Here is a 24,492-nt window from a genome sequence, read left to right on the forward strand (position 1 = left end):
TATCACAAAATGAAACATAAAATAATAATAGCAGGATTGATAATTTCAAGTTTATTTAATTCTTGCCAGCAATTTGAAGACGATTATTTAGACACATCTGCACCATCAACTTTAGATCCGTCTTTGATTTTCTCTGCAGCTGAACTTGCAAAAGGAGCTGTTGATGGAATTAAAGTACCATTTGCCGAGACGAACTCTTACAGAGGAAGATTTTTACCCTATTATGGATTAAATACAGATTCAGAGTGGTATAACGCTTCTCAGACAGCAGGGGATAAAGCAGATTTGTGTGTTTATGATGCAAAACCGGGAAATACCGAGATGAACAATACCACTAATGCTTACGCGATGATGTATTCCGGTATTGAACGTGCTAATGTTTGTATTAAAGGTATACGTCAATATGGAAATCCTTTACCGGGAACAGAAATGGGTCAGTTATTAGGAGAAGCTTTGACACTAAGAGCTATTTACTATGCTGATTTAGTTAAAGCATGGGGAGAGGTTCCGGCTCGTTTTGAACCAATTACAACTGCAACTTTATATTTGCCTAAATCAAGCAGAGATGTTATTTACAAACAATTAATTGCAGATTTAGGAGAAGCATCAACATTGGTAGCTTGGCCTAACGAAACTGCTTTTACAAGTACTGTAGAGCACGTAAATAAAGCTTTTGTAAAAGCATTTAGAGCACGTTTGGCTTTGGCGGCAAGTGGCTATCAACAGTATCCTGACGCAGTAAGAAGAAGCAATGATCCTGAACTTTCAGTGGCTAATATGTATGCATTGGCATTAAAAGAATGTCGTGAAGTGATTCAAAGTGGTTCTGCTCATTTAGAAACTACTTTCGAGGGACTATGGAGAAAATACAATCAGGAAAATACTACTGCTGGTGGAGAATCTCTTTGGGAACTTCCTTTTGCTGATGGCCGTGGCCGTATGTTATTTACGTTTGCAGTAAAGCATACGTCTATTAGTGATCAATTTCAGGCTAATGGAGCCAATCGTGGTGGTGTAGCAGGTCCTTTACCATTTGTTTTTTACGACTATGATCAGACAGACTTACGTAGAGATGTTACTTGTGTGCCTTACAAATGGGGTACTGCTGTAGCAGCCTCTCCATATCCTATTGCTAAGCAAGAGTTGGGAACATTAGATACATGGTATTTTGGTAAATACCGTTACGAATGGATGACACGCAGAGTTACTTCAGATAATGATGATGGAGTTAATAAAATGTACATGCGTTATGCTGAGGTACTTCTTATCGCTGCTGAAACAGCAAATGAATTAGAAGGGCCTGGTGCAGCAATGCCGTATCTAAAAGAAATTCGAAGAAGATCATTTCCTGTAGCAGTTCAGACTGAAAAAGTAGAGAACTATGTAAACGCTTTAAGTAGTAAAGAAGCAATGTTTAATGCTATTGTTGAAGAAAATAAATATGAGTTTACCGGAGAAATGGAGCGTAAACAAGCACTTATTCGTTGGAATTTGCTTAAAACAAAACTAGATCAGGCAAAACAAAAAATGGCAGATTTAGCTGCCCGCTCAGGCGCATATGCTGATGTACCAACAACTTTGTACTACAAGTATAAAGCGGATAATGTAAGTTTAGATATCTATGGACTAAATAGAGGAGAAACAACAAATCCGGGAGTAACGTATTCATCTATTACCTGGACATGGACTGGAACAGCTGCAGATGCGAAAATTGCATCGCTATATAAACCAGGCGTTAATCCTGATGAAAGACAATTCTGGCCAATATGGCAAGTGTTTATTGATGGAAGTAATGGACAATTAAAAAATGATTATGGTTATTAAAATCTTTAGAAATTAATAATAAATTTTAAGTTATTATGATGAAAACAAAATATATATTTAGAGGATTAATAGCCACAATACTTCTTGCAATTGGAATTTCAGGTTGTGAAAGTTATAACGAAGAGTTATTAGACGGCATAGGAAATACAAGAGAATTTTCTCCAATTGGACTTAAAGCCACAGTTAGAAATCAAACTACAGTTGAATTGAACTGGACTGTAAAAACTGAAGAAAACGCAGATCATTATATAGTTGAATTTAGTGCTGATGATCCAGAGTTTAAAACTATTTACAAAACAGTAAATGTAACTCCGGCAGAATTACCAATACAAGTAGCCTTAGAAGGAGAAACTACGTATTCTATTAGAGTAAAAGCTGTAAGTGCAGCTGGTTTAGAAGACTCTAAATGGTCAGTTACTACAGCTGCAACATTATCGGAACAGATTTTCCTGCCAATTAAGGCAGAAGAAATCGAAGCAGGTTCTGTTACTTTGCGATGGACACCTAACAGCAATGTAACTCAAATTTTATTCCAGCCGGGTAATGTAGCTCACACTATAACACCAGAAGAAAAAACAGCGGGAGTGGCAGTTGTTACCGGTTTAACTGCAGAAACAAATTATACTGCTACTTTAAAGAATGGAACTAAAACAAGAGGAATACTAACTTTTACGAGCGGTGTTGATCTTACAAAGGGTATTATAGTTAATCCACAAGATGATTTAATTGCTAAGGTAGCTCAGGCGCCAACAGGATCTAGATTATTGCTTATGCCAGGTGTTTATCAAACAACAGGTGAGGTGATTGTAAACAAAACACTTATTTTTAGAGGTGTCAGACCAGAGAATAAACCAAAACTGACGGTAAAATTTACTCTCGCTAATAATCCTGCTAATGCTGGCGAAGTAGTGAGTCTGTCTCTGATTGATCTGGACTTGAATGGAAAAACTTTAACTGGCGGTGCAATAGCAATTGGTTCAGCACAACCAGCGCCTTTAGGAGATGTTTTAATCAGCGCTTGTTATGTTCATGATTACCCTTCTCAACTTATGTACGGAAATGCAGCAGCCAGATTAAAATCATTCACTGTAGATAATAGTATCATTAAAAATGTAAACACTGCCGGAGGTGCTGACTTTATAGATTTCAGAACTACATATGTTGAAAATGTTACTTTAACAAGAAGTACATTTGATACTTGTTCTTCACGCGATTTTATACGTTTAGATGCCGCTGCTGGTTTATCAGGAACAGGTTTGACAAGTAATGTAGTAATTGATGCATGTACTATATATGCTCCTGCACTGCCACTTACAAGTAGAATTTTATATGTACGTTTTGCAACAAATGTATTAGCAGTTCGTAATACATTGTTGGCAGTTGGGTCAGCGGTTTATACAAACTCAGCCCTAACAAATGCTCCGGGATTTGGAAATAACAATAATTTTAATTCAGCTAATTTAAAGCTGGTAGGAAATAATAACAGACCTGATACTGCAGCAACAACTCTGGATCCGCAGTTTTCAAATGCTGCTGGAGGAGATTTTACAATTGCAAACCAAACTTTAAAAGATAATAAAATTGGTGATCCAAGATGGATTAAATAAGAAATATTTACAAGTTAGTTTAAAAAGGGATGCAGTTTTTGCATCCCTTTTTTTTTTAAATTAAAAATTAAAAAAATTCGCTTAATCTGCAAAATCTGCGAGAAACAACTTCATTCAATATCCAATCAAATTTTTATAACAAATCCCGCAAGCGGAGCATGTGAAACTCTGTCCGTTTAATTTTATTTTCCGAAGGATCAAAAATCAATTTTTGGAAGAGAAGCGATTTATTCTAATTCGATACAGTCGAAAATATCATTTTGAAGCATTACTTCAGAAATCTCATCTTCGCTGTCGATTCTTAAAATGTTGTCACAATCCTCAAGGTCAAAATTCCATAACGCGTGAGGTAATAATTCGTGAAGTACAACAGTTGCTGATTCTAATTTTGATTTTGAATCAACAGTAGTTTTAAAAACATAAATCATAATTTGCTCTTTTTTACCGTGCAAATTTCAACCAAAGTGCCACTATTTTTCTAGGATTTCGTAATCAATAATTAGGACTTATCAATCAATTTTCGATATTGAACAGGCGTAATTCCTTCCTGTTTTTTAAAGAAACGGCTAAAGTAAGAATGATCCTCATGCCCAACTTGTATTGCGATTTCACTGACAGAAAGTGTAGTTTGAAACAGTAAATATTTAGCTTCTAATAAAATGGTTTCATCAATCCATTGAGCTGCCGACTTGCCAGTTACAGCTTTTACCGATTTGTTTAAATGATTTGGCGTAATATTAAGTTCTGAAGCGTAATACTTAACCTGATGATGGGTTTTGATATTCTCATGAATTAATTCCTTAAACTTACCCGTAATAACTTCAGCCGCCGAAATACTTTTAGAAGGTTTAACCGAATTTTTATTCATTTCATAAAACAAAGCAATTAAATAGGCCTGCACAATATTCAGGTTTGCGGTGTCATTTTCAGTGTATTCTTTTTCTAACCGATTTAAAACAGAAGTTACAGCATGAACCTCATCATTTGTCAAAGTTATTTTGGGATTTCCCGATATTTTTAAAAAATCAAATTCATTAAGTATTTCGCGGTTGGCGTATTTCCCAATTAAAATATCAGGATGAAAGTGGCAAACGTAACCTGTATGTTTAGTATTAACATCTTTAATCGAAAAAATCTGACCAGCGGGAACCATAATAATTTCATTCGAAACTGTTTGATATTCTTCGTAACCTACTTTCATTTCGTGAAATCCCGAAGTAATAAATAGTAAAGTGTGACAGCTGTGTTTACAAGCCGGAACGGGGTATTGTAATCCCATCATTTCTTCCATTTTTAAACAAAAAAAATGATCAGAATTCGATTTAAAAAGTAAATGCATCGGATTCTCTTCACCAAGAAATCGGTCACGAAATCCTTTGGCGCCGTATGTTTTTACTTTTTCATCGGGTTTTGTTTTCATTGCTTAAAATAGTACAATCTAAAATCAAGCAATTGGCAAAGTGCATGATGTTTTTGATACAATTCTTCTACAACCTCAATAAGATCGTCGTTGTCCTGATATAAACTAAAAAACGCTTTATCAATCGTGCTGCAGCTTGCAATTTTATTATAAGTAGATCCGTAACCCGAAATAGCGCGCGCGCCGGTTACATCCAGAAAATATTGTGCTTCTTCTTCGCTTAAATCTAATATTTTTTTGTTGGCAAAATGAATCACTTTTCCTTTCATTTTTCCTTCAAAAAGTTCGGCAATTTCTTCAAGACTGTAATAATAATCATGAAGGCAAATATTGTTTTCCTGACCCGGCATTACCAGATAAATAATTTCATAATCCTTAAAATTATGATCTTCATAAAGCAATACATTCAAACTTTCTTCTAAACCTTCAATTGTGTCACAGGTTTTATAAATGCTCGCAATACCTTGGTCAATCGCAATTTCTTCCAGATTTTTGACCACATCTGTAGTTATGATTTCATCTACATCCGGAACACCTTCGAGGCAGAAAATAAATTTTTCAGTATCCATATTATTGTCTTTTGGTTCTTGGAAAAACTGCTTTGACAAATATATTTTTTTATATGGAGAAACTGTTATGAGATTTGGATTTTAACTTGTTTTTTAAATTAATAAATAAAAATATTATTATTGATACAAAGGTAAAAATTTAATATTAAGTGATTTCTATTATTACAAAAGTAGAATTGTCAATCATTTTTTTGCTTTTAACTAAAGAGGCTAACTCATCTCCAAAAATATTTAAGTTTTTATTTTTAATTGATAAATCCCGAAACTCAATTTTACTTATTAGCTCATGAATCCCATCTGATGTAATTATTATTCTATCTTTAGGCTCTAAATCGAAATAAAAAGGTTGAATTAAAATTTTATCTTTCATACCTATTGCGCTTTCAATTACATTTTTTCTAGGATAATTATTCATTTCTTCGAAAGATAGCTTTCCAGCCTTATATAATCTTTTAGCTTCTGTGTGATTTTGAGTTAATTGTTTAATACCATTTCTTCTCAAAACGCAAAGTCTACTATCTCCGAGATGTATACCTTTGAGTTTATTTTTCGAAATTAAGCAGGCTGTAAATGTAGTTGCCATCCCTTTATAATTAGAATCTTTTTCTTGATAATCTAATACTGTATTATGTATTGATTCTATAATTAAAGCAAGGTTGTCTTCATATGAATGAACAGATTCAAGAAATTTATCAACGCTAAGTTGAGATGCAAATTTACCATTGTTTGCTCCTCCGACTCCATCAGCTACACAAGCGATCAAAATATTATTTTGATTTTTAATTCCAAATGAATCTTGATTTTCAGTTCGGGGACCAATTTCTGTAAATTGATATATTTCCATTTTTTATATTTTTTTATAGGCAGTAATCAATTGGGGATGTAAAGTATTAATTGAAAGACTTATTGAATGAGTGAGATGTATAATAGCTTGTTTTGCTTTAGATGAATCTGTAATGAATTCAATAGCTAATCTTTTTGCTAAATTTATTTCCATTTTATGGGTTACATAACTTACAAACATACGCTCAACATACCATCTATTATGTCCAGTTCCTAGATAAAGCATTGCCATTAGACATTCAGACTTAACGTTTAATTTACAAACATCGATAAATTTAGAAAGTTTTATTGAAAGGGCGTCACAATATTCAAAATTAAAAGCTGTATTTCTAATCCATCGTGCATATAATATTCCTAATCTATTTCCATGATTAATATAATTATCTAAAAGAAAATTTAATTGAAAGATTGTAATTTTTTGCATTAAGAGGGATGAGTCTTCATGATCAAATTTATCTTCAATAAATGAAATTATTTTATTCCAATAATCCTCACTTATATCTTCTGGTTCTTTTTCTAAATATGCAAATAATTCTTCATTTTCTGTAGTTTTTGAGCTTAAATCTATTTCTCCCAAAGATAATAATGCTTCTCTTAAATCTTTTACAGATTTAAATCTTCTAGATGGATCTTTTCTCGTGCAATTTCGTAGAATACCAGAATATTCATTATCTTCATCTATTTCTCCACAGGGTATCCGTTCTTCATTACCAATGAAATCGTGAATTATACAACCTATAGAATATATATCAGATTGTGCACTTGAATTTTTTAAATCTTTAACAATTTCGGGTGCTGTGTAATAATCAGAACCCATTCTCATTCCAGTCTGAGTTAGTGAAGAAAGTCGAGTTTGATTTATTGACATTAATCCAAAATCTCCAATCGCATAGTAATCGCGTCCATTTTTAAAACGAAGTATATTTGCCGGTTTTAAGTCTCGATGATAAATTTCCATTGAGTGTAATTCTTCAAGACCAGCTAGAATATCCAAGATACAATCCATAAATTTACCACCAAGTGTTAAGTCTTTCATCATATCTTCATATAACGAAGCTTCGGCAAGTTTCATTACAAAATATGGTGGTTCTTCTTCTAAAAATGTATGTGTAATTGGAACAATATTATAATGATTAATTTCATTTTGAATTTTGGCTTCTCTAATGAATCTTTTCTTGACATTTTCTTCAAGTTCTTTTGGAAAACTTGGCCCTTGATTTATTGAAAAAGTTTTCTTTGCATATTCAACACCATTTGTATCTGATACTTTATCCACAATTCCAAATCCTCCATTCCCTTTGTTTATGATAAATTTGAACTCCATATTAATTGGTTTTTAGTTAGTTATGAGTTTTTTTGAAGATCTTAATAAACTGAAATTTAGTTATAAAATTAATTCTGAAAATATTATTAAGTTCTTGTAAAGTAGAATTAACAATCTCACAAACATCATAATAATTATAAAATAAAGACTAAGTATAAATACCTGATTTAACATAAGAATAAATCCTAAAAGTCAAAAACTTGAAAATTAATATTTATATGTTAAAGTATTTTGATACAATTTAGAACAATCGAAATCAGTTATTTGTGATGATCTATAACTAATTTTGATGTAATGAATTTTTCATTTCCAAATCAAATAAAAAAGTCAAAATGGTAAACGAGAGAGTGATGGAGAAGTTGAGCATATTAGCCGATGCGGCAAAATATGATGTCTCGTGTTCGTCTAGTGGGAGCAAGCGTCAGAATAAAGATAAAGGACTAGGAGATGCAAAAGGTTACGGTATTTGTCATGCTTACACCGAAGACGGACGTTGTGTATCATTACTAAAAATTCTACTGACGAACCATTGCATTTTCGATTGCGCGTATTGCGTAAGCAGAAAAAGCAATGATATTAAAAGAGCCGCTTTTACGGTGCAGGAAGTGGTTGATCTAACCATTGGTTTTTACAGAAGAAATTATATTGAAGGATTATTTTTGAGTTCGGGTATTTTTGATAATCCCGATTATACGATGGAACGTTTGGTTCGAATTGCCAAGAAATTGCGTTTGGAGGAAAACTTTAATGGATATATTCACCTAAAAGCCATTCCGGGCGCAAGCGATGAATTGATGAAACAAGCCGGAATTTATGCCGATCGTTTAAGTGTAAATGTCGAAATGCCAACCGAACAAAGTCTAAAATTATTGGCTCCGGATAAAAACCATATTGATGTCATTAAACCAATGGAATATCTGAAAAATGAAATCGTTGGTCATAAAGAAGAAAAAAAATTAAACTATAAAACACCCGTTTTTGCTCCCGCAGGGCAAAGTACACAAATGGTTATTGGCGCCACAAAAGAAAGTGATCTGGAAATTCTGGGTATGGCAGATTATTTTTATCAGAAGATGAATATGAAGCGGGTTTATTATTCGGGATATGTGCCTATTAGTTATGACAGCAGGCTTCCGGCTATTGGAACTCCGGTTCCTATAATACGTGAAAACCGTTTGTATCAGGCCGATTGGTTGGTTCGTTTTTACGGATTTAATGTAAATGAAATTGTAGGTTTCAATCAGCCAAATCTTGATCTTGACATCGACCCGAAACTGGGTTGGGCTTTGCGAAACCTCAACCAATTTCCGGTTGATATTAATACGGCCGATTTAGAATTGATAAAACGCATTCCCGGAATTGGCTATTTGAGCGCCAAAAAAATTGTAGCGGCGAGACAATTTAAAAAACTGGTTCCAGATGATTTAAAAAAATTGGGAATTGCTTACACGCGCGCCAAATATTTTCTGGCTTTTGCAACGCCATTTCAGTTGCAGCGGGATTTAACTTCAATTCAAATTAAAGATCAAATTTTAAATCTTCAAAACAGTAAATATAAAAATGACTTCTCGAATCAACTTGCTTTATTTTAATTGAGATGATACAGCTAATTTATGACGGAACTTTTGAAGGCTGGCTAACAGCGGTATTTGAAATTTATGAATATAAATTTGATGATGTTGTTTTTGCTAAAAATGAAGCTTCAGCAGCTTTGCTTTTTTCGACGCACCATAATGTAACGACAGAGGAAGAAAAAGCAAACCGTGTTTTAAGCGGATTGAAAAAACGCCTTTCACCAGGAGGATTTTCAGACTTTTACAAAGCATTTTTTTCTGATGTGGAGGAGATCGAACAAATTATGTTTCAATTTGCGAAATATACATTGGCAAGTCCAAAAAATATTGAAGGAGATTTTAGCAACAGTGCAGTTTGGAACTTAAGAAATGCAACCAGAATGACCAGAAGAGAAGCGCACCGCATGGAAGCCTTTGTGCGTTTTAAACTCACAAAAGATAAATTATATTATGCCATTGTTGAACCTGATTGTAATGTCTTGCCAGTTATTGAAAGCCATTTTAAAAAACGCTACGCAGACCAACGTTGGTTAATATACGATGCAAAGCGCAAATATGGTATTTACTATGACCTTGAAAATGTTTCAACTATAGAATTGCAATTTAATACAGATTCTAATTCTTCTAAATTCCTGGCTGAAATATGCGATGAACAGGAGGAATTTTTTCAGAGTCTTTGGCGTTGTTTTTTCAACAGCGTAAATATTGAATCCAGAAAAAACATGAAACTTCATATTAAGCATATGCCAAAACGATACTGGAAGAATTTGACAGAGAAAATTCCTGATTTAAAAGGAAGAGTTTAATCGTTTAAAAGAAAAAAGTATTAGGTGATTTTACACTTTAAAATTACCTAATACTTTATAACTATAATTTATTTGCTATTTACTTTTTTTCAAAGCATCTAATAATTCTACCATATCCACTACAGCATAAGTAGAAGAATAATCAGATACAGCATAAGGCAATATCAAACTGTTGTTGTGAATAATTGCACCGCAGGAATACACAACATTTGGTACATAACCTTCTCGCTCGTCTTCAAGTGGGGAAAGTAAAGGCTCGCTTAGTCTTCCAATTTCTTTAGACGGATCTTCAAGGTCTAACAAGGAAGCACCAATGCAATAACGTCTCATTGTTCCTACACCGTGCGTAATAACAAGCCAGCCTTCAGGAGTCCAAAGTGGCGATCCGCAATTTCCTATTTGTGTAAGTTCCCATGTATAGCGTGGTTCTTGTAAAAGAATCGGATTGTTCCATTGCGTAACTCTGTCAGAATACATGATGTAATTGTTAACACCGTCAATTCGGGCAAGCATCGCATATTTGCCTTTTATTTTTCTCGGAAATAATGCGAGGTTTTTATTTTGAGCTCCAACACCATGCAAAGGCATCACTCTAAACGTGTAAAAATCTTCGGTAGAAATAAGTTTTGGCAATATAGCGTGACCATTATAAGCGGTGTAGGTCGCCATGATACGAACAGAATTATCATCATCAATAAAGCGAACAAAACGTGCGTCTTCAATTCCTCGGCTTTCAGATTCAGATATTGGAAAAATAACGCGTTCTGTAATATCAGAATCGTGCTTGAACTGCAAATCATAAAATGAATTCGCTAACCAAAGTATTTCTTCCAATGCCGTTTTTCTTTCCTGACGAATCGATGAGTCACTTAATGCTTTACTTACCATATCTTTTAATATGGCAAATTCAAATTCATTGGGCAAATCCTGCATAATTTGCTCTATATATTTATCCTGCGTATGCATTTCAGATAATTTCAGCAGAAATCGTTCTTTGTTGAATAAAGTTTTGTGCTCAATCTCGGCTTTGTCAATATTGTGGCCAATTTTCATTACCAGCAGGTTATTGTCCTTATCCAGAATTCCTCTTCTAAAAACAATAGAGGAAATGTGACCTTCACCCGTGGCACGAAAAGAAATAATAACACGTTTTTCTCCTAATGCTAAACCAGACTGGTCAAAATCTTCTACAATTGAAGGATTGAAAATAGCGGCAGACTCGATAGCATATTCCATGGTACAAAAAGAGCCAATCAGCATTTTTCGATCCAGAGATAAGGCTTCATAATCAATTTGCATAGCCTCTATCAAAGGCTTTATTTTTTCGCAATGTCTAAAAAATATAGCCGAAATATTTCGATGACGTCTGGCAAATTCACGAAGTGTTTGTTCTAAAGTTTCTAGTACTTGTTTTTCATTAAGTACCATAATGCGCTTCACCATTTGTTGTGTTCGCTCTTCGCCATTCATAAAATATCGGGCAACAACTCTTTTAGAATCTGGGGTAAATTTTATATCTTTTCTGATTACGGATACTCGCATAGTTTATTTTTTAATTACAATAAAAATGAATTTATTTTTATGTTTAATAAAATTATTTCAGGAATGCTACGCTATAATTTGTTTTTAGAAAAATGTAGAAGTAGTCCTGTTTCAAACAAGATTAATACGAATGTATTAGTTCTAATTCAATAACAAGTTAATAATTTTGTTAACTAAAAAAAACTTTATTTTTGTTAAAATTGTTATTCGCGTAGTATTTCTTAATATCCGAACTCAAAGATTGAGATCTGAATGTGTTTAACAACTAAATTGTCTGCTGCTTAAAAAGCTTTAAAAACATAAAAAAGTGCTAAATCTTTCAATTTAGCACTTTAGAAAAATAACCAGGCAAATATAATTTTACAATTTGGTGAGCGATAAGTTCAAACTCACCTTTATTTTATCCGATATTTTTTTGCTGACCAGTTTTGGTATTTCAATTGCAAAATCTTCTGCTTTTACGTCAAAATTTCCTGTGATCGTGATTTTATCATCAGCTTTCAAAATTTTGGCATTTACGGTTACTTTTTTTGTTTTTCCGTGCAAAGTCAGATCTCCGGTAATTTTAAAGATTTTTGGCGTAGCTGAAAGTTTAGATACATCAAAATCTTCCACTTTTCCTTTAAAAGATGCTTTAGGAAACTTGTCTGATTCTACATAATTTTCATTAAAGTGCTCTTCCATTAAAGCTACTTTAAAACGAAATCCTTTCATTAACGTTAATACCGCAATATCTCCCGTCGATGTTTCTAATATGGCAGATGTGTTTTTATTTTCTGCAGCCACTTCTTCAAAAGAATCAGCCGAAGCTTCAAATTTTAAATTCCCTGTTTTTGTTGCATATTTTTGAGCCGAAACATGAAATATTCCAACCAATAAAAATAGCATTACAATTCCTTTTTTCATTTTTTAAGTATTGATTAGTTTTCTAATAATCCATCCGTATTCCATTGCAGAATTGTATTTATTTTATCCTGAGCCATTCTTCCTGCTCTTGGCATTTGTCCCGGAGTTCCGTTTTGGCGCTGAATTCTGTCTAATAAATTAGTATTTTGCATAGCGTCCTTAACTTCGGCATACGTTTCAAGAGGTGTAAGCGTTCCTCCTGAAGCATGACACGCAATACAATTTGCATCAATAATGGCCTTAGCATTTGCAGTGTAAGTGACTTTGCCTACAATTACTTCCGGTTCTTCTTCCAGACTTTCGTAAGTAGTAGATTCACAACCGTATAATGATAAGATAATGGCCGATAAATAAATATATTTTTTCATATTTTGTACTTTTAAAAAACTCTATATAAATTAAACCCAAAGAAAAAATCGCCTTTGCCCCAATCGCCGGCAGCACTTGTTAGGTAACCGCTTTCGGTCATAGATTGAGAATTTGTAAAAATTAATTGAAAAATATGACCACCGGTTTCTATGTCCAGTCCAACTGATAATGGATTGTTGTAAAAATCAGGTTTATTAAAATTTTCACCATATTCTAAATTAAGAGAAAGCCTTTTGGTCAATTTTAATCTTCCGCCGGCACTCAATGTAAATTGGTCATCATTTTCTATATCAGGATTATATAAGTTTTTATGAATGAATGAAGGTGCCAATTCCAGAGATAGTTTTTCAGAGAATTTTCTTGAAATAAGAACTTGATTTACAAAAGTTAAGCGGTCAGAGAATTCAATTTTAGGATAATCGTCTTTTTTTAATCCACTATTAAAATCTATTGTACTATAACCAACTATATCTACGGGAAACCGATCGTTTTGTCTTATAAGTCTATATTTTAATGATGCCTCATTCATTTTTAACAAAGTGTGATGCGATGCACTTACAGAAAGCCAATCTGTAATTCCGTAAATTCCTCCGATTTTTGTCGTTGCATCATCAAAACCAAAAAACTCAGAAATTCCGCCTTTTACAGTGCCAAATCGGTGCGATATAACCATATAAAATTCTTTTTTAGCCGGTAATTTTGTCGATTGCAGCGTTATAATTTGTAAAGCCTTAAATGTGGCTGTTGCATTTTTATCTTCAACTTGTGTCGAATCCAGGCTGGAAAGTAAATCCTCCTGAGCATTACTATATAGACAGATTAAAAAACTGGCTATTATGAATATCTTTTTTTTCATATTTAATGTTGTTGTATACTGCATTGATCAAATTTTACTACTCCGAATAAATCATCAAAACCGATACATCTTCCTTTGATATTGATTTGTTTGTTCATGAAAGTCATTTTTGCCTTTTCATTCATTTTACAAAATACTTTGCCGTCAATTGTCATCGAAGAATCTGTAACTTCTGAAACTCTTCCTTCAATTTCGATGGTTTTATTTAAATACTTTGAGTCTCCTTTCGTAGGATCGACGGTATATTCTTCTTCTAAGTTTTTAGCAGAAATGGTAAGTAATGATTTTTCATTATTGATGTCTCTGGCATCTTTGTATAAAATATTTTGATAGATATAGTAGGGGCCAAAACTTATCACTAATAAAAATATCAGAACCTTGATTTTTGTTTTATTCATGTGATTTGTGATTTAATTTTTGCAGTAGAGTACCGGAATGTTTCTTTTTATTATTTCACCTGTTTGGTCATTCACAAATGTTTTATTAAGCACATAGAAACATAAATTTATGATTTTGAAAAAAAGTAAATCAAAAGAAACACGTTTCTCACATAGCTATGTTTATTGATGCAAGTGAAACGCCTTTTTTGAGTTCAATAATTCTATGTTTCTATGTGTTAAAATTAATTACACCAATAGGCTACATTATTTTGTGTTTTAGATCGCCAGTGGCAAATCTTTTACAGGTACAGGCCAAACAGCCGGGGCAGGAAAACTAATTCCTTTGTTAGCACCTCTAACGCTGGCATCTTGTCCGAAATAATACAAAGGCCAACCGTTGTAAACCAGTTGTGATTTACCAAAAACCGTAATTACAGAAAACTTAGACTTATCAAGAACAGAAGGAACTACAATTTTGTATGTTTCATAAATTGGCCATACAGCATTGTTAGAAAAATCTGCTTTTGTGAAATTGTTTTTCTGGAAATTATCATTTTTAAAAGTGTACAAGGTTAAACCTTTTGCATCTGTAAAATAGGTTGTTACGCCATCGCCAACCGTATAATCTGATTTGTAGTTTTTTCCGTCATGACCTAAAAGCTGGCTTCTTACAATCATAATAGAATAATCCGGTTTTGCGATAAACCAAATGCCACCAACTCCGTCTCCTGATGTTTTACCTGCAGCTTCTATAGTATTAGTTCCTGCATTTCCGTAAGGATCAGCTCCGGAAACGGGTGCATAGTAATACAACGGCCATCCTTTATAAGTAACCTGTTTTTTACCCGATGCAGTAGTTATAGTAGCAAAATCGGATAGCGTTAATCCTGTACCTAATTTATCAGCAGTTAAATTATCTACTACAAATGGAGGCCATAAAGCTTCACATCCACCTGTACAAGATGATTGTCCGTTTGCATCTGTTGAGAAAAAATATAAAGATCTTCCGGTTTTATCTGAAAGATAAGAACCTAATGTCGCACTTGTAGAAAGGTTAACTTCTGTTTTTAATTCCGTAGTTGGGGGAGTTGGAGTAGGCGTGTCACTATTATCACTACTACAGCTTACGAAAAATGTTGTTGCTGCAACAGCAACTAAAGCGAATTTAATGTGTTTTAATTTCATTGTTGTTTTGATTAGATTAATTATATAAAAGGGAGAAATAGACTTTACAAAAACAGTAAAGCTTTTTATAGTTTGATTATTCATCAGGAATTCATGCTTGTTTCAATGCGCATTTCGTTCAATAATCTTATAGTTTATTGTTACGAACTGTTGTAAAAAAAATAGCCCTGATGTAAAAAGTTTTTTAGGGGATTCATCTGTTATTCTTTTAATAGGATTCAATAGTAAAACAGCTTTAATGCAGATTACCCTACCAAAGAATTGATGTTTTGTAAAAAAAATAAAAAAAGAAGTACAGGATTTTGTAAAAACCTAGTAGAAATAGTGTTATAATGAAACTCTAAAACTCAGATTTGGAGTTCTTTGCAGCGAAAAAGTTTCGACTTCTTCGATAGAATTTGTTAGCGAACTTATTCTATAATATTCGCTGATTTCATTTTTCCTGTTTAGTATATTTAAGATAGATATTCCTAATTTGTATTGAATTCCGTTTGCAGTTTCCCATTTGTAAGTAGAGGAAATATTAACCTGCGAAAAAACATGCAGATTGGTATTGTTGGGTTTATTGTAAACCAAAACAGGATCTGAAGGGTCAATTTGAGAAGTGATAGGAGAAGTTTTTGGTCTGCCCGAAGACCATTTTGTACCCAGGGCAATTTTGAAATTATTTTTCTCATAAATTCCTGCCCACGATATAGTATGCATTAACTCAAAGTTGTTAGGGAAACTTGGATATTCATAATTAATAAAATGATAATCATTATGGTTATACGTATAGCTTAACCAGGTCAGAAAGTGATTCATTTTTTTTTGAATAAGCGTTTCCATTCCCCAAATTTCATAATCACCGGTTGTTTTAACAAACTCTAGCTGGTTCTGAAAACCCTGACTTGAAGTTGTAATGCCATTTACTTTTTTATAAAAATTTTCGATATCCAGCAGCCAGTCATTCTTTTGATAGAATAAATTTAAGGATACTTGTTTGCTTTTCTGAATAGGAATTGTTGTGTTATTAGAGATAATCCAACGTCTTTTTTCGATACCAAAATAATCTTTTTGCAGATCAATAATTTGTTGGGAATTTTGACTTTTTAGCTCGCCAAGCAATTCTAAATTTAGATTTTTATTAATGCCATAGCCAAACTGAATTCTGGGTTCTACAATATACTTTTTAAATTTTTCGATATAATTGATGCGCGTTCCCGCCTTAAAATATACTTTAGAAATTGTATCGTTGTATTTTCCTTCTAAAATCAAAGCATGCGTTCGCAGCACGTCTTTTACTTTACGATAGAAATCAGGATTAGTTACCTGCTCTAAATTTGTAATACCAATTTCGTTAAACTGATATCCATCGTTAAAACTGAATTTAGAATTAATGATATGATTATTCTCTAAATTAATTCCATTATTATTAACCGTATTTTCCTGAATTACGATTTGATTTTCAAAAGTTGTTTTTTGATTGGCCAGAAGCTCGTAAGCGGAGTTGTAAACATTAATTTTAGTGGTATTAAAGTTGTTCCAGTTTCTTTTCCACGACAAATTTCCGCCGTAGTTTTGCTGGCGTAAAACATTATTTTCAGAGGTGTTCATGTTATAGACAGTCGCACTTTGAAAAACTTCCAGATTGTCTTTAATGGTAATTAAATCCAGTACTATTTGGTCTTTACTTCCAATTTTTTGAGCATATTTTAGCGTAGCATCATAGAAATCAAATTTTTTATCACTTTGATAATCTACATTTTGGTTTTGTGAAAAATCAGTGATGGTAGTGTTTTGAAATACTTTATTGAAATATTCTTTGTACGTAGGTGTTTCTACAAAATCAGTAATCGATTTACGTGCCGAAATTTCGATATAACTCTTTTTTGAAAGATTGTATTTTGCATAAACATCAGCATTAATCATATTTATTCCTGCACTAAAAGAATTCTTTTCTGCTGTTTCCGGAGTAGAAGAAATAGCGACTACACTCGAAACACTTTCGCCGTAAAATGCAGAACTCCCATTTTTATATATAGAAATGGTATGGGCCAAATTTGGATTGAAAACCGATATTAAACCAAAAAAATGTCCCGTTTGGTACATTCGTATTCCGTTCCACAAAAATAAATTCTGATCGTGCGTACCACCACGAACATTGATGCTCGATACACTTTCATCCAGACTGTTTACACCCGGAATTTGCTGCATCGTCTGCAAAGCATCAGGTTCAATAAGTCCGGGCAGAATACCAAATTTTTTGGGTTTAATTTCAAATGATCCATCCTTGTTTTTTGAAATTCCCGAAGCCAAAATAGCATTGGCCTTAATTTCATGAAGCTCCGTAATTTCAGGTTCTAATACTGTTTGCAGACAATTTTTAGAATCTGTATTAGTTGCTACAATTCGTTTGGTTACAAATCCGACGTGACTGACTAAAAATACGGTTGCCTCTTCTTTTTTAAATTCAAAATAACCGTTTGAATCAGTTGTAGCCTGAATTTTGTTAAGCAAACTAATATTGGCGTTTTCAATTGGTTTTTTATCCGTACTCGAAAAAATATATCCGCAGATTATTGGTGCTTCAGTATCTTTTTTATAAATATTAATGAATTTGTTGCCAATGTTTTCAAAAGACAAATTGGTTTTTTTAGCAAGATATTCCAGTTTTTGTTCTAATGAAAATGATTTTTTTGGAGGAATTATTTCAAGGCCGGCAATATTGTCTTCTGTATAATTAAAACTAACCTGATGCTGTTGCTCAATAGCAATTATAATTTTTTTAAAAGGCATAAGTTTTCCCTTGTCCTGAGCAAAAACATTCAGGACAAGGAAAAAAAGAAAAAACAAAAAATGAAATTGTTTGGGGAGGAACATTTATTTTTCGTCAAAAATTATTTTATTTTTCGAGACTTTTTTAGCCTCTAAATGATAGGTTGTACTAATAATTTGCAAGGCTACATCCAGATTTTTAGCAGGTAATTTTCCTGTAAATAAGGAGACTGTATCTTTGGCGTTTAATTCGATCGTAATGTTATATTGCCTTTCAACTTCGTCTAATAGGGTTCGGATATTTTCTTTATTAAAAGATATTTGATCATCCATCCATTCCGGTCGCAATGAATTTACGTTCCTATTAACTTGTTTTCCGTTTTCAAAACTAACGCTTTGTCCATGAGTAAGTAGAATTTGAGTGTTAGCATAATTTACTTTTACACGTCCTTCATAACACACGACATCAAACTTATTTTTTCTGGCCTTAACGTTAAATTGAGTTCCTAAAACCGATACTTTTCCCAAACTGGTATGTACTTCAAATCGCCTGCCTTTGGCTACTCTGAAATAAGCTTCTCCTTTTAGTTCCAGACGTCTGTTGTTGTCCCAGTTCCATTTTTTATAGTTTATTTCAGAACCGGAATTTAGTACTACTTCAGAATTATCGGGTAATGAAAAAGTGGTTTTTTCTCCCAAATTTGCTGTTTGCGTTTGAGGTATAAAAAATTTCATTACAAAGGTAATTCCAAGAGCCATAACAAATACGGCTGCTGCCCGAAACATCCATTTTTTATACAATGGAATCACTTTTGGCGTTTCTTTTTTCTGCTTAAGAATACTAGATAACATGCTGTTTTCATCCAAATCATCTACTTCTAAATGATCTGTATAATTTTTTATTTTTTGATATTTTTCGAAATCGGGACTTGCTTCAAATTCAGCTAACTCATCCTGCGATAAATCATTGTTGAGCCATTTTGCTAATAAGCGATTTTTTTTCATTGTACTGTATTATATCATTAAAACAATTAGAACTAAATTTACCCTACTTTTATAAATCAATTTCTTTACGTAAGCTTAACAAAGCCAGATGAATGCGCTTTTCGACTGCCTTTACGCTAATGTTTAGATCTAAGGCAATTTCGCTGTATTTCTTTCCGTCAATTCGATGCATCAAAAAAGCGATCCGTTGTTTTTCGTTTAAGTTTTCAATGGCTTTCAAAAGTTTGGTTTGAAATTGTTTTTCTTCCAAAAGATATTCCGGACTTTCGTTTGTTTTGTCTAAGCCTGTAAAGTTTTTTTCATATCTTAAAACAACTTTCTGATGCGCAATTTCATTTAGACTGCTGTTATTTGCAACAGTATAAATATATGATTTTGCTTTTTCCAGTGGTACCGAAGCACAGTTTTGCCAAAGTTTTACAAATGCTTCCTGAGCTACATCTTCTGCCTGCGCTATATTACCAAATTTGTAAAAAAGAAAATTCCGAAGTGCTTTTATGTGACTTTTGAAAAAAGACGAAAATATTATTTCATCACAAGTGTTTGATTGGGTTTTGTTTGGCATTTGGATTTTTCAATTTGTACGATGTAAAAGTATTTGTTTTTAGTTTAAGTAGGGTAAAAGCAAAGCGGATTGTTTTATACCAAGATGAAATGTTTTTTTCTTGTGATAATTAGCGATTTAAAAAACAAAATGGAAACCCTTGACGCCGAATTTATTAAAAAACAGTTTCTTAAAATTTATTATCTTTGTAAAAATATAAATATGTTCCCTTTAAAAAAATATTTATCAATAGTAGTTTTCCTGTTCTTATTGTCTTGCCAAAATGAGATAGATGAGCAAGATAATAATACTGCGCAGGGAACGGTTACAAAGCTTTCTCCTCTTACCTCTTATTTGCAAAGGGTTGCAATGGTTCAAACAGTGCAGGATAATGTAATCGACGGCTCTACTTATTGCACCATAAAACTGCCTTATACCGTTACTGTTAATAATGCACAAATTGCAGTTAATACCACGGCCGATTATCAAAAAGTAGCAGATAATATTAATGCAAGTACTGATGATGATGATATTGTAAAAATAGATTTTCCGGTAACAATGGTGTACTACAATTACATCGAGAAAGTGATTCCGAATGAAGCTGATTTTGATTCTTTAATTGATTATTGGAATCAATATCCGGATCTTTTATCCAAAATCAACGGACTCAATATCAATTATCCTATAACAATTAATATTTACAACAGCGCCAATCAGGTTGCAAGTTCTCAATCGATAATAAGTGATCAGGCATTTTTTAATTTTATAAAAAATTTGAACGAAAGTCAGTACATTTCTTTAAGATATCCAATTTCTGTAGTGAATTACAATAATCAGACAAAATCGATTACGAACAATTTAGAGTTCGAAAATGCTATAAAATATGCTATAGATTATTGTCCGGAAAACAACATTGTAACACTCGATTTTACAGCAACAATAACAAATGGTTCCTGGGATATTCCTTATTTTTTTGATGATACAGAAAAAACGGCTTCGTATAGCGGATATTCATTTGTATTTAAAAGTGACAAATCTGTAGTCGCTACCAAAGGAGCGGTTTCAGAAACAGGTCAATGGGCAAGCCAAGTTCAGAATGGTGTTACGGAATTACAACTAAATTTTAGTTCAGAATTACTCAGTAAATTAAATAAAAATTGGAAATTATTTGAGTTTAATAATTCGCAAATCCGATTACGCGATGTAACTGATAGTACTAATTATCTTTATTTCGAAAAAAAATAAATCATGAATTACTGTTTAATCAAAAGCAAAAAGCCTGAGATTATTGCTTTTTCTTTTCTCTTTTCGTTTTGAAATAACTTTTATCAGCAATATAAATTGTTTTGCGTACTTCACAAAAAGTAATAGATTTCTCTTTATTGGTAAGCAAGGTCGTTTTTACAATTTCTAATTCATTTTGTTGAATGATCTTATTTTTAATATCCTCCAGTTCTTCTAAAGTAAAAGTAAAATCAGCATATAAATCTTCTTTAGCCGGACGTTTAAAATAAATCTCCGCTGATTTATCCCAAACTACAAAATTTTGGTCCAGAAGATTAATCAGCTGAATCATTGGAATTGGATCTACCGCAGCAAACATGCTTCCTCCAAAAATAGAATTTACATAATTTTTGTTTTTATAACTAATAGGAAGTTTTACCTGCACGTTCAATAAATCATCAGAGATATTGATAATTCTGGCGGTACTTCTTCTGTACATAGGCGACAAATTAAAACCGTACTTAAAAAGTTTTGATTTCCCAATATACTTTGATCCTATTGTTGCTAATGTTTTATATATCGACATTTAAATTTATTTTCTTAATTCCAGATTCCGTTCATCTCCGTCAATATAATAGGTTTGCCATTCGTCACAACAATAGTATGTTCGTGTTGCGCCATAAAACCGCCTTTGTTGCCCACCATAGTCCAGCCGTCATTAAGTTCTACAGCAAGAGATGACGATGTTGAAATAAAAGTTTCAATAGCAACAACAGAATCCTTTTTAAAACGTCTTTGGTCAAATCGGTTTTTGTAGTTTAATAATTCATCTGGCTGTTCGTGTAGGCTTCTGCCAATGCCATGTCCGCCTAAATTTTTGATGACTTTGTAACCTCTTTTTTTAGCTTCTGTTTCTATAAGATATCCTATCTCAGAAATTTTTACTCCGCCTTTTATGTTGTCTATTGCTTTTTGTAAAATATCTTTTGATGCGTCAACCAATTTTTGATGTCCGTTTTTATCTTCGCCAATCACAAACGAACCTCCGTTATCTGACCAAAATCCATCTAATTCTGCCGAAACATCAATATTAATTAAATCACCTTCATTCAATATTCTCGTTTCAGACGGAATGCCGTGACAAAATTCATTATTTACGCTAATACATGTCCATCCAGGAAAACCATAAGTTAAATAAGGCGCTGATTTTGCTCCTAAATCATTCAGAATTTTTCCGCCATAGTCGTCTAATTCCTTTGTCGTCATGCCTGGTTGGGCAAAGTTTCTCATTTCTTTCAAAGTATAAGCAACCGCTTCGCTTGCCTTTTGCATTCCGATTAATTCTGACTCTCGTTTTATTGACATGGTATTTTGTTTTTTTAGTTTTTTTTGGCGTTTACCATTCTCTCCATAAATCTGATATGCCTTCTCCTTTAGCATATTCTTCGGGATTTAATCCTGAAGCAATTGTAATTTGGTCAATAAGTTCGCATAAATCTTCTCTTTCGCCAGTTTCGATAATACTTTCCTCTTTTTCATTCAATTTATTTAAAGATTTAACTGCTAATTCAAAGCATTTCTCTTTGTCTTTCTTGTTTCCATTTTCGCCTAATTCTATTAGCTCGGTAATCAAATTGTCAAATATATTTTTTGCGGCGTTACAATTCTCTTCTGTATATTGTTCCATTCCATACTCAAAAAAATTTTCTCGCCAATTTTTAAAAGGATATAAAATCTTTGTTTTATTTAATTTTTCAGAATAGGAAAGATTATTTTCAGATTTGTCTAATTCTTTATCCTGCTGGAAATTTTTAATAATGTTTTTTTTAGATTCGGGATTATTATTTGCCTTCTTCTTGTTTTGAAAATAATAAGCAATTCCTCCAATTATTAATGCTCCAATTGTTATATAAATAATTTTGTTCATTTTAGATTTTTTTAAATAGAATCTATTAATTTATTCTTAAAAAAATTAGTTATTTACTGTTTTTTATTGCTAATATAGCTACTCTTTCTATAATTTTTCAAGCATTTTCTTTCCACCTTCGTTTTTTTGGTTTATAACAATTGATTTTTGATAATTTTCGATGGCTAAAGTTTTTTGTCCACTTATCATATACGCTAAACTATGCTGTTAAACATTAAATAAATTTGGGCGCAATTGTTGTTGATTGGTTAAAGGAATTGAGTTAACGATATGCCCATTATAATTTCAGCAAATAAAAACAACAATAGGCTACAAATGAAAACGATAAATATTTGAATTTCTTTTTTCATATTTTGCAAGTTGTAATTCCTTTTTTGGCAGGAAATTATCTTACGCTTTGTAAATGCCAATCAGCAAGCTTCCATTTTTCATCATTGTCTATTCTATAGTCGAATTCAAAAGGATATTTTTTTTCGTTAATTATTTTTTTTAAAAATTCGTTAACGATTTCAGCATCGTAAACTATAAATACGTAGTTCGTATTCATAAGGTAGACGGAGAAGCGAGGTGGATTAAGTCGCACGGTAAAATTTTTATGGATGAAAATGGCGAACCTTTAAAAATGATCGGAACCATAATTGATATTACCAATGAAAGAGAACGGGAAGATCTTCTTTTAGGAAGGGAACAAAAATTCAGAATGCTGGCCGATTCAGTTCCTCAGCTAATTTGGACCGCTGATGCTCAGGGAGATTTTAACTATTTTAATCAATCGGTTTATAACTACACGGGATTAAACGAAAGTGAGATGAACAAAGGAGGTTTGTTGTGTTTTACCCATAGAGAAGATAAGGCGAAGTTCATGAAATTATGGTCAGATTCTATTGATACTGGTATTGATTTCTCGATAGAACATCGTTTACTCAATACTGCTGGCGAATACAGATGGCATTTAAGCCATGCCTCAGCACAAAAAGACATTATGGGGAATATTCAGATTTGGGTAGGAACAAGTAATGATATTCAGAATCAAAAAACTTTTACCAATGAACTTGAAAAGCAGGTTCAGGAACGTACTGCAGAATTAGTCCAGAAAAATGATGATCTGGTTAAAATGAATATAGAATTGCGATCCTTCGCTTATGTTTCGAGTCATGATTTGCAAGAGCCGTTGCGTAAAATCCAAATGTTTATTAGCCGATTAAATGAAACTGAAGAACATGCATTTAGTAAAAATACGAAAGATTATTTTACAAGAATTAATGTGGCTGCAAATAGAATGCAAGCCCTTATTGTAGATCTTCTCGACTATTCCAGAACAAATACATTAGATAAAGTATTTATGAATACAAATCTGGAAGATCTTGCGCAGGAAGTTATAAATGACTACAAGGAAGTGATTGATGAGAAAAATGCCGTAATTGAATTGTTTGATTTATGCGAAGTCAAAGGAATTCCTTTTCAGCTAAGACAGCTTTTTAGTAACTTAATAGGGAATTCACTAAAATTTACAAAAAAAGGCACAGCACCTCATATTGTAATAAAAAGAGCAAATATTAAAGAAAAAGTAATAAATGAAAAGTCTAAAAATCCTGATAAAGACTATTGTCATATTAGTATTTCTGACAATGGGATAGGTTTTGATGCAGAATACGAAACACGAATTTTTGAAGTATTCCGACGCCTGCATAGCAATATCGAATTTCAGGGCACCGGTATTGGACTGGCTATCGTTAAAAAAATTGTTGAAAATCACGAAGGAACTATTACCGCTAAAGGCACTAAAGGTAAAGGAGCCCAATTTGACATTTATATCCCGGAATTATAAGT

The 24,492-nt window shown here is 32.7% G+C and carries 24 protein-coding genes; 6 read left to right on the forward strand and 18 right to left on the reverse strand.

What is annotated here, in order from left to right; genetic code table 11:
- Positions 1-9 precede the first annotated feature (9 nt).
- Together EV143_RS10745 and EV143_RS10750 are read left to right on the forward strand one after the other, a co-directional pair.
- Complete coding sequence (locus EV143_RS10745; RefSeq protein ID WP_133507927.1) at positions 10-1,824, forward strand: RagB/SusD family nutrient uptake outer membrane protein; 1,815 nt, start codon at positions 10-12, stop codon at positions 1,822-1,824.
- Positions 1,825-1,859: 35 nt separating this feature from the next.
- On the forward strand, positions 1,860-3,431 hold the full coding sequence (locus EV143_RS10750) for a DUF4957 domain-containing protein (RefSeq protein ID WP_133507928.1): 1,572 nt from the start codon (positions 1,860-1,862) through the stop codon (positions 3,429-3,431).
- Between the two features lie 227 nt (positions 3,432-3,658).
- Here the strand turns inward: EV143_RS10750 and EV143_RS10755 are convergent, their stop codons facing one another.
- From EV143_RS10755 to EV143_RS10775, 5 genes are all read right to left on the reverse strand, one after another.
- The gene (locus EV143_RS10755; RefSeq protein ID WP_133507929.1) at positions 3,659-3,859 is read right to left on the reverse strand and encodes a hypothetical protein; all 201 of its coding nucleotides are present in this window, start codon (positions 3,857-3,859) and stop codon (positions 3,659-3,661) included.
- Positions 3,860-3,930: 71 nt separating this feature from the next.
- The gene (locus EV143_RS10760) at positions 3,931-4,851 is read right to left on the reverse strand and encodes a helix-turn-helix domain-containing protein (RefSeq protein ID WP_133507930.1); all 921 of its coding nucleotides are present in this window, start codon (positions 4,849-4,851) and stop codon (positions 3,931-3,933) included.
- Positions 4,848-5,420, reverse strand: coding sequence for a DUF6642 family protein (locus tag EV143_RS10765; protein ID WP_133507931.1), 573 nt, complete (start codon positions 5,418-5,420; stop codon positions 4,848-4,850). Before EV143_RS10765 ends, EV143_RS10760 begins: the two co-directional genes overlap by 4 nt.
- A 145-nt stretch (positions 5,421-5,565) precedes the next feature.
- Positions 5,566-6,264, reverse strand: a complete 699-nt coding sequence (locus tag EV143_RS10770) for a PP2C family protein-serine/threonine phosphatase (RefSeq protein WP_133507932.1) — start codon at positions 6,262-6,264, stop codon at positions 5,566-5,568.
- Positions 6,265-6,267: 3 nt separating this feature from the next.
- Complete coding sequence (locus tag EV143_RS10775) at positions 6,268-7,587, reverse strand: serine/threonine-protein kinase (protein WP_133507933.1); 1,320 nt, start codon at positions 7,585-7,587, stop codon at positions 6,268-6,270.
- A 332-nt stretch (positions 7,588-7,919) separates the two neighbouring features.
- Here EV143_RS10775 and EV143_RS10780 point away from each other — a divergent pair, with 332 nt between their 5' ends.
- The gene (locus EV143_RS10780) at positions 7,920-9,179 is read left to right on the forward strand and encodes a putative DNA modification/repair radical SAM protein (RefSeq protein ID WP_133507934.1); all 1,260 of its coding nucleotides are present in this window, start codon (positions 7,920-7,922) and stop codon (positions 9,177-9,179) included.
- Between the two features lie 5 nt (positions 9,180-9,184).
- Positions 9,185-9,967 carry a TIGR03915 family putative DNA repair protein gene (locus EV143_RS10785; RefSeq protein ID WP_133507935.1) on the forward strand — a complete coding sequence of 261 codons (783 nt, stop codon included), beginning with the start codon at positions 9,185-9,187 and terminating at the stop codon, positions 9,965-9,967.
- Between the two features lie 75 nt (positions 9,968-10,042).
- Here EV143_RS10785 and EV143_RS10790 read toward each other — a convergent pair whose 3' ends face one another.
- The 9 genes from EV143_RS10790 to EV143_RS10830 form a co-directional block, all read right to left on the reverse strand.
- The gene (locus EV143_RS10790) at positions 10,043-11,509 is read right to left on the reverse strand and encodes a glycoside hydrolase family 130 protein (RefSeq protein ID WP_133507936.1); all 1,467 of its coding nucleotides are present in this window, start codon (positions 11,507-11,509) and stop codon (positions 10,043-10,045) included.
- 360 nt (positions 11,510-11,869) lie between these two features.
- Entirely contained in the window at positions 11,870-12,415 is a 546-nt protein-coding gene (locus EV143_RS10795; RefSeq protein ID WP_133507937.1) for a YceI family protein, read from the reverse strand.
- A 14-nt stretch (positions 12,416-12,429) separates the two neighbouring features.
- Positions 12,430-12,783, reverse strand: a complete 354-nt coding sequence (locus EV143_RS10800; protein ID WP_133507938.1) for a cytochrome c — start codon at positions 12,781-12,783, stop codon at positions 12,430-12,432.
- Between the two features lie 11 nt (positions 12,784-12,794).
- Positions 12,795-13,640: a DUF5777 family beta-barrel protein gene (locus EV143_RS10805; RefSeq protein ID WP_133507939.1), complete on the reverse strand. Its 846-nt coding sequence runs from the start codon at positions 13,638-13,640 to the stop codon at positions 12,795-12,797.
- 2 nt (positions 13,641-13,642) lie between these two features.
- Complete coding sequence (locus EV143_RS10810) at positions 13,643-14,038, reverse strand: OB-fold protein (RefSeq protein WP_133507940.1); 396 nt, start codon at positions 14,036-14,038, stop codon at positions 13,643-13,645.
- Positions 14,039-14,296: 258 nt separating this feature from the next.
- Entirely contained in the window at positions 14,297-15,205 is a 909-nt protein-coding gene (locus EV143_RS10815) for a COG4315 family predicted lipoprotein (protein ID WP_133507941.1), read from the reverse strand.
- 327 nt (positions 15,206-15,532) lie between these two features.
- A complete protein-coding gene (locus EV143_RS10820) occupies positions 15,533-17,983 on the reverse strand; it encodes a carboxypeptidase-like regulatory domain-containing protein (RefSeq protein WP_243739845.1) in 2,451 nt (816 codons plus the stop codon).
- A gap of 84 nt (positions 17,984-18,067) precedes the next feature.
- Positions 18,068-18,967: a FecR family protein gene (locus EV143_RS10825; RefSeq protein WP_133507943.1), complete on the reverse strand. Its 900-nt coding sequence runs from the start codon at positions 18,965-18,967 to the stop codon at positions 18,068-18,070.
- 49 nt (positions 18,968-19,016) lie between these two features.
- Positions 19,017-19,532 (reverse strand): RNA polymerase sigma factor, encoded by a 516-nt coding sequence (locus tag EV143_RS10830; RefSeq protein WP_133507944.1) that lies wholly within the window; start codon positions 19,530-19,532, stop codon positions 19,017-19,019.
- A 201-nt stretch (positions 19,533-19,733) separates the two neighbouring features.
- Between EV143_RS10830 and EV143_RS10835 the strand changes: the two genes are divergently transcribed.
- A complete protein-coding gene (locus EV143_RS10835; protein WP_133507945.1) occupies positions 19,734-20,756 on the forward strand; it encodes a hypothetical protein in 1,023 nt (340 codons plus the stop codon).
- 40 nt (positions 20,757-20,796) lie between these two features.
- Here EV143_RS10835 and EV143_RS10840 read toward each other — a convergent pair whose 3' ends face one another.
- The 4 genes from EV143_RS10840 to EV143_RS21455 all read right to left on the reverse strand — a co-directional run bounded on the left by EV143_RS10840 (position 20,797) and on the right by EV143_RS21455 (position 23,209).
- A complete protein-coding gene (locus EV143_RS10840) occupies positions 20,797-21,321 on the reverse strand; it encodes a PaaI family thioesterase (protein ID WP_133507946.1) in 525 nt (174 codons plus the stop codon).
- A gap of 14 nt (positions 21,322-21,335) precedes the next feature.
- A complete protein-coding gene (gene map, locus EV143_RS10845) occupies positions 21,336-22,100 on the reverse strand; it encodes a type I methionyl aminopeptidase (RefSeq protein WP_133507947.1) in 765 nt (254 codons plus the stop codon).
- Positions 22,101-22,131: 31 nt separating this feature from the next.
- Positions 22,132-22,662, reverse strand: a complete 531-nt coding sequence (locus EV143_RS10850; RefSeq protein ID WP_208111266.1) for a hypothetical protein — start codon at positions 22,660-22,662, stop codon at positions 22,132-22,134.
- Positions 22,663-23,047: 385 nt separating this feature from the next.
- The gene (locus tag EV143_RS21455) at positions 23,048-23,209 is read right to left on the reverse strand and encodes a hypothetical protein (protein ID WP_166638141.1); all 162 of its coding nucleotides are present in this window, start codon (positions 23,207-23,209) and stop codon (positions 23,048-23,050) included.
- Between the two features lie 48 nt (positions 23,210-23,257).
- On the opposite strand from EV143_RS21455, the gene EV143_RS10855 reads away from it, so the two are divergent.
- On the forward strand, positions 23,258-24,490 hold the full coding sequence (locus tag EV143_RS10855) for a sensor histidine kinase (RefSeq protein ID WP_133507948.1): 1,233 nt from the start codon (positions 23,258-23,260) through the stop codon (positions 24,488-24,490).
- Positions 24,491-24,492: the final 2 nt, after the last annotated feature.

The organism is Flavobacterium chryseum (genome assembly GCF_004362015.1).
Classification (GTDB): domain Bacteria; phylum Bacteroidota; class Bacteroidia; order Flavobacteriales; family Flavobacteriaceae; genus Flavobacterium.

Coding starts and splice junctions, on each gene's coding strand:
- EV143_RS10750 (WP_133507928.1), top strand. CDS start 1,860: ATGATGAAAACAAAATATATATTTAGAGGATTAATAGCCACAATACTT.
- EV143_RS10790 (WP_133507936.1), bottom strand. CDS start 11,509: ATGCGAGTATCCGTAATCAGAAAAGATATAAAATTTACCCCAGATTCT.
- EV143_RS10815 (WP_133507941.1), bottom strand. CDS start 15,205: ATGAAATTAAAACACATTAAATTCGCTTTAGTTGCTGTTGCAGCAACA.
- EV143_RS10840 (WP_133507946.1), bottom strand. CDS start 21,321: ATGTCGATATATAAAACATTAGCAACAATAGGATCAAAGTATATTGGG.
- map (WP_133507947.1), bottom strand. CDS start 22,100: ATGTCAATAAAACGAGAGTCAGAATTAATCGGAATGCAAAAGGCAAGC.
- EV143_RS10820 (WP_243739845.1), bottom strand. CDS start 17,983: ATGCCTTTTAAAAAAATTATAATTGCTATTGAGCAACAGCATCAGGTT.
- EV143_RS10810 (WP_133507940.1), bottom strand. CDS start 14,038: ATGAATAAAACAAAAATCAAGGTTCTGATATTTTTATTAGTGATAAGT.
- EV143_RS10775 (WP_133507933.1), bottom strand. CDS start 7,587: ATGGAGTTCAAATTTATCATAAACAAAGGGAATGGAGGATTTGGAATT.
- EV143_RS10795 (WP_133507937.1), bottom strand. CDS start 12,415: ATGAAAAAAGGAATTGTAATGCTATTTTTATTGGTTGGAATATTTCAT.
- EV143_RS10755 (WP_133507929.1), bottom strand. CDS start 3,859: ATGATTTATGTTTTTAAAACTACTGTTGATTCAAAATCAAAATTAGAA.
- EV143_RS10825 (WP_133507943.1), bottom strand. CDS start 18,967: ATGAAAAAAAATCGCTTATTAGCAAAATGGCTCAACAATGATTTATCG.
- EV143_RS21455 (WP_166638141.1), bottom strand. CDS start 23,209: ATGAATACGAACTACGTATTTATAGTTTACGATGCTGAAATCGTTAAC.
- EV143_RS10780 (WP_133507934.1), top strand. CDS start 7,920: ATGGTAAACGAGAGAGTGATGGAGAAGTTGAGCATATTAGCCGATGCG.
- EV143_RS10745 (WP_133507927.1), top strand. CDS start 10: ATGAAACATAAAATAATAATAGCAGGATTGATAATTTCAAGTTTATTT.
- EV143_RS10765 (WP_133507931.1), bottom strand. CDS start 5,420: ATGGATACTGAAAAATTTATTTTCTGCCTCGAAGGTGTTCCGGATGTA.
- EV143_RS10855 (WP_133507948.1), top strand. CDS start 23,258: ATGGATGAAAATGGCGAACCTTTAAAAATGATCGGAACCATAATTGAT.
- EV143_RS10800 (WP_133507938.1), bottom strand. CDS start 12,783: ATGAAAAAATATATTTATTTATCGGCCATTATCTTATCATTATACGGT.
- EV143_RS10835 (WP_133507945.1), top strand. CDS start 19,734: ATGTTCCCTTTAAAAAAATATTTATCAATAGTAGTTTTCCTGTTCTTA.
- EV143_RS10805 (WP_133507939.1), bottom strand. CDS start 13,640: ATGAAAAAAAAGATATTCATAATAGCCAGTTTTTTAATCTGTCTATAT.
- EV143_RS10785 (WP_133507935.1), top strand. CDS start 9,185: ATGATACAGCTAATTTATGACGGAACTTTTGAAGGCTGGCTAACAGCG.
- EV143_RS10770 (WP_133507932.1), bottom strand. CDS start 6,264: ATGGAAATATATCAATTTACAGAAATTGGTCCCCGAACTGAAAATCAA.
- EV143_RS10850 (WP_208111266.1), bottom strand. CDS start 22,662: ATGAACAAAATTATTTATATAACAATTGGAGCATTAATAATTGGAGGA.
- EV143_RS10830 (WP_133507944.1), bottom strand. CDS start 19,532: ATGCCAAACAAAACCCAATCAAACACTTGTGATGAAATAATATTTTCG.
- EV143_RS10760 (WP_133507930.1), bottom strand. CDS start 4,851: ATGAAAACAAAACCCGATGAAAAAGTAAAAACATACGGCGCCAAAGGA.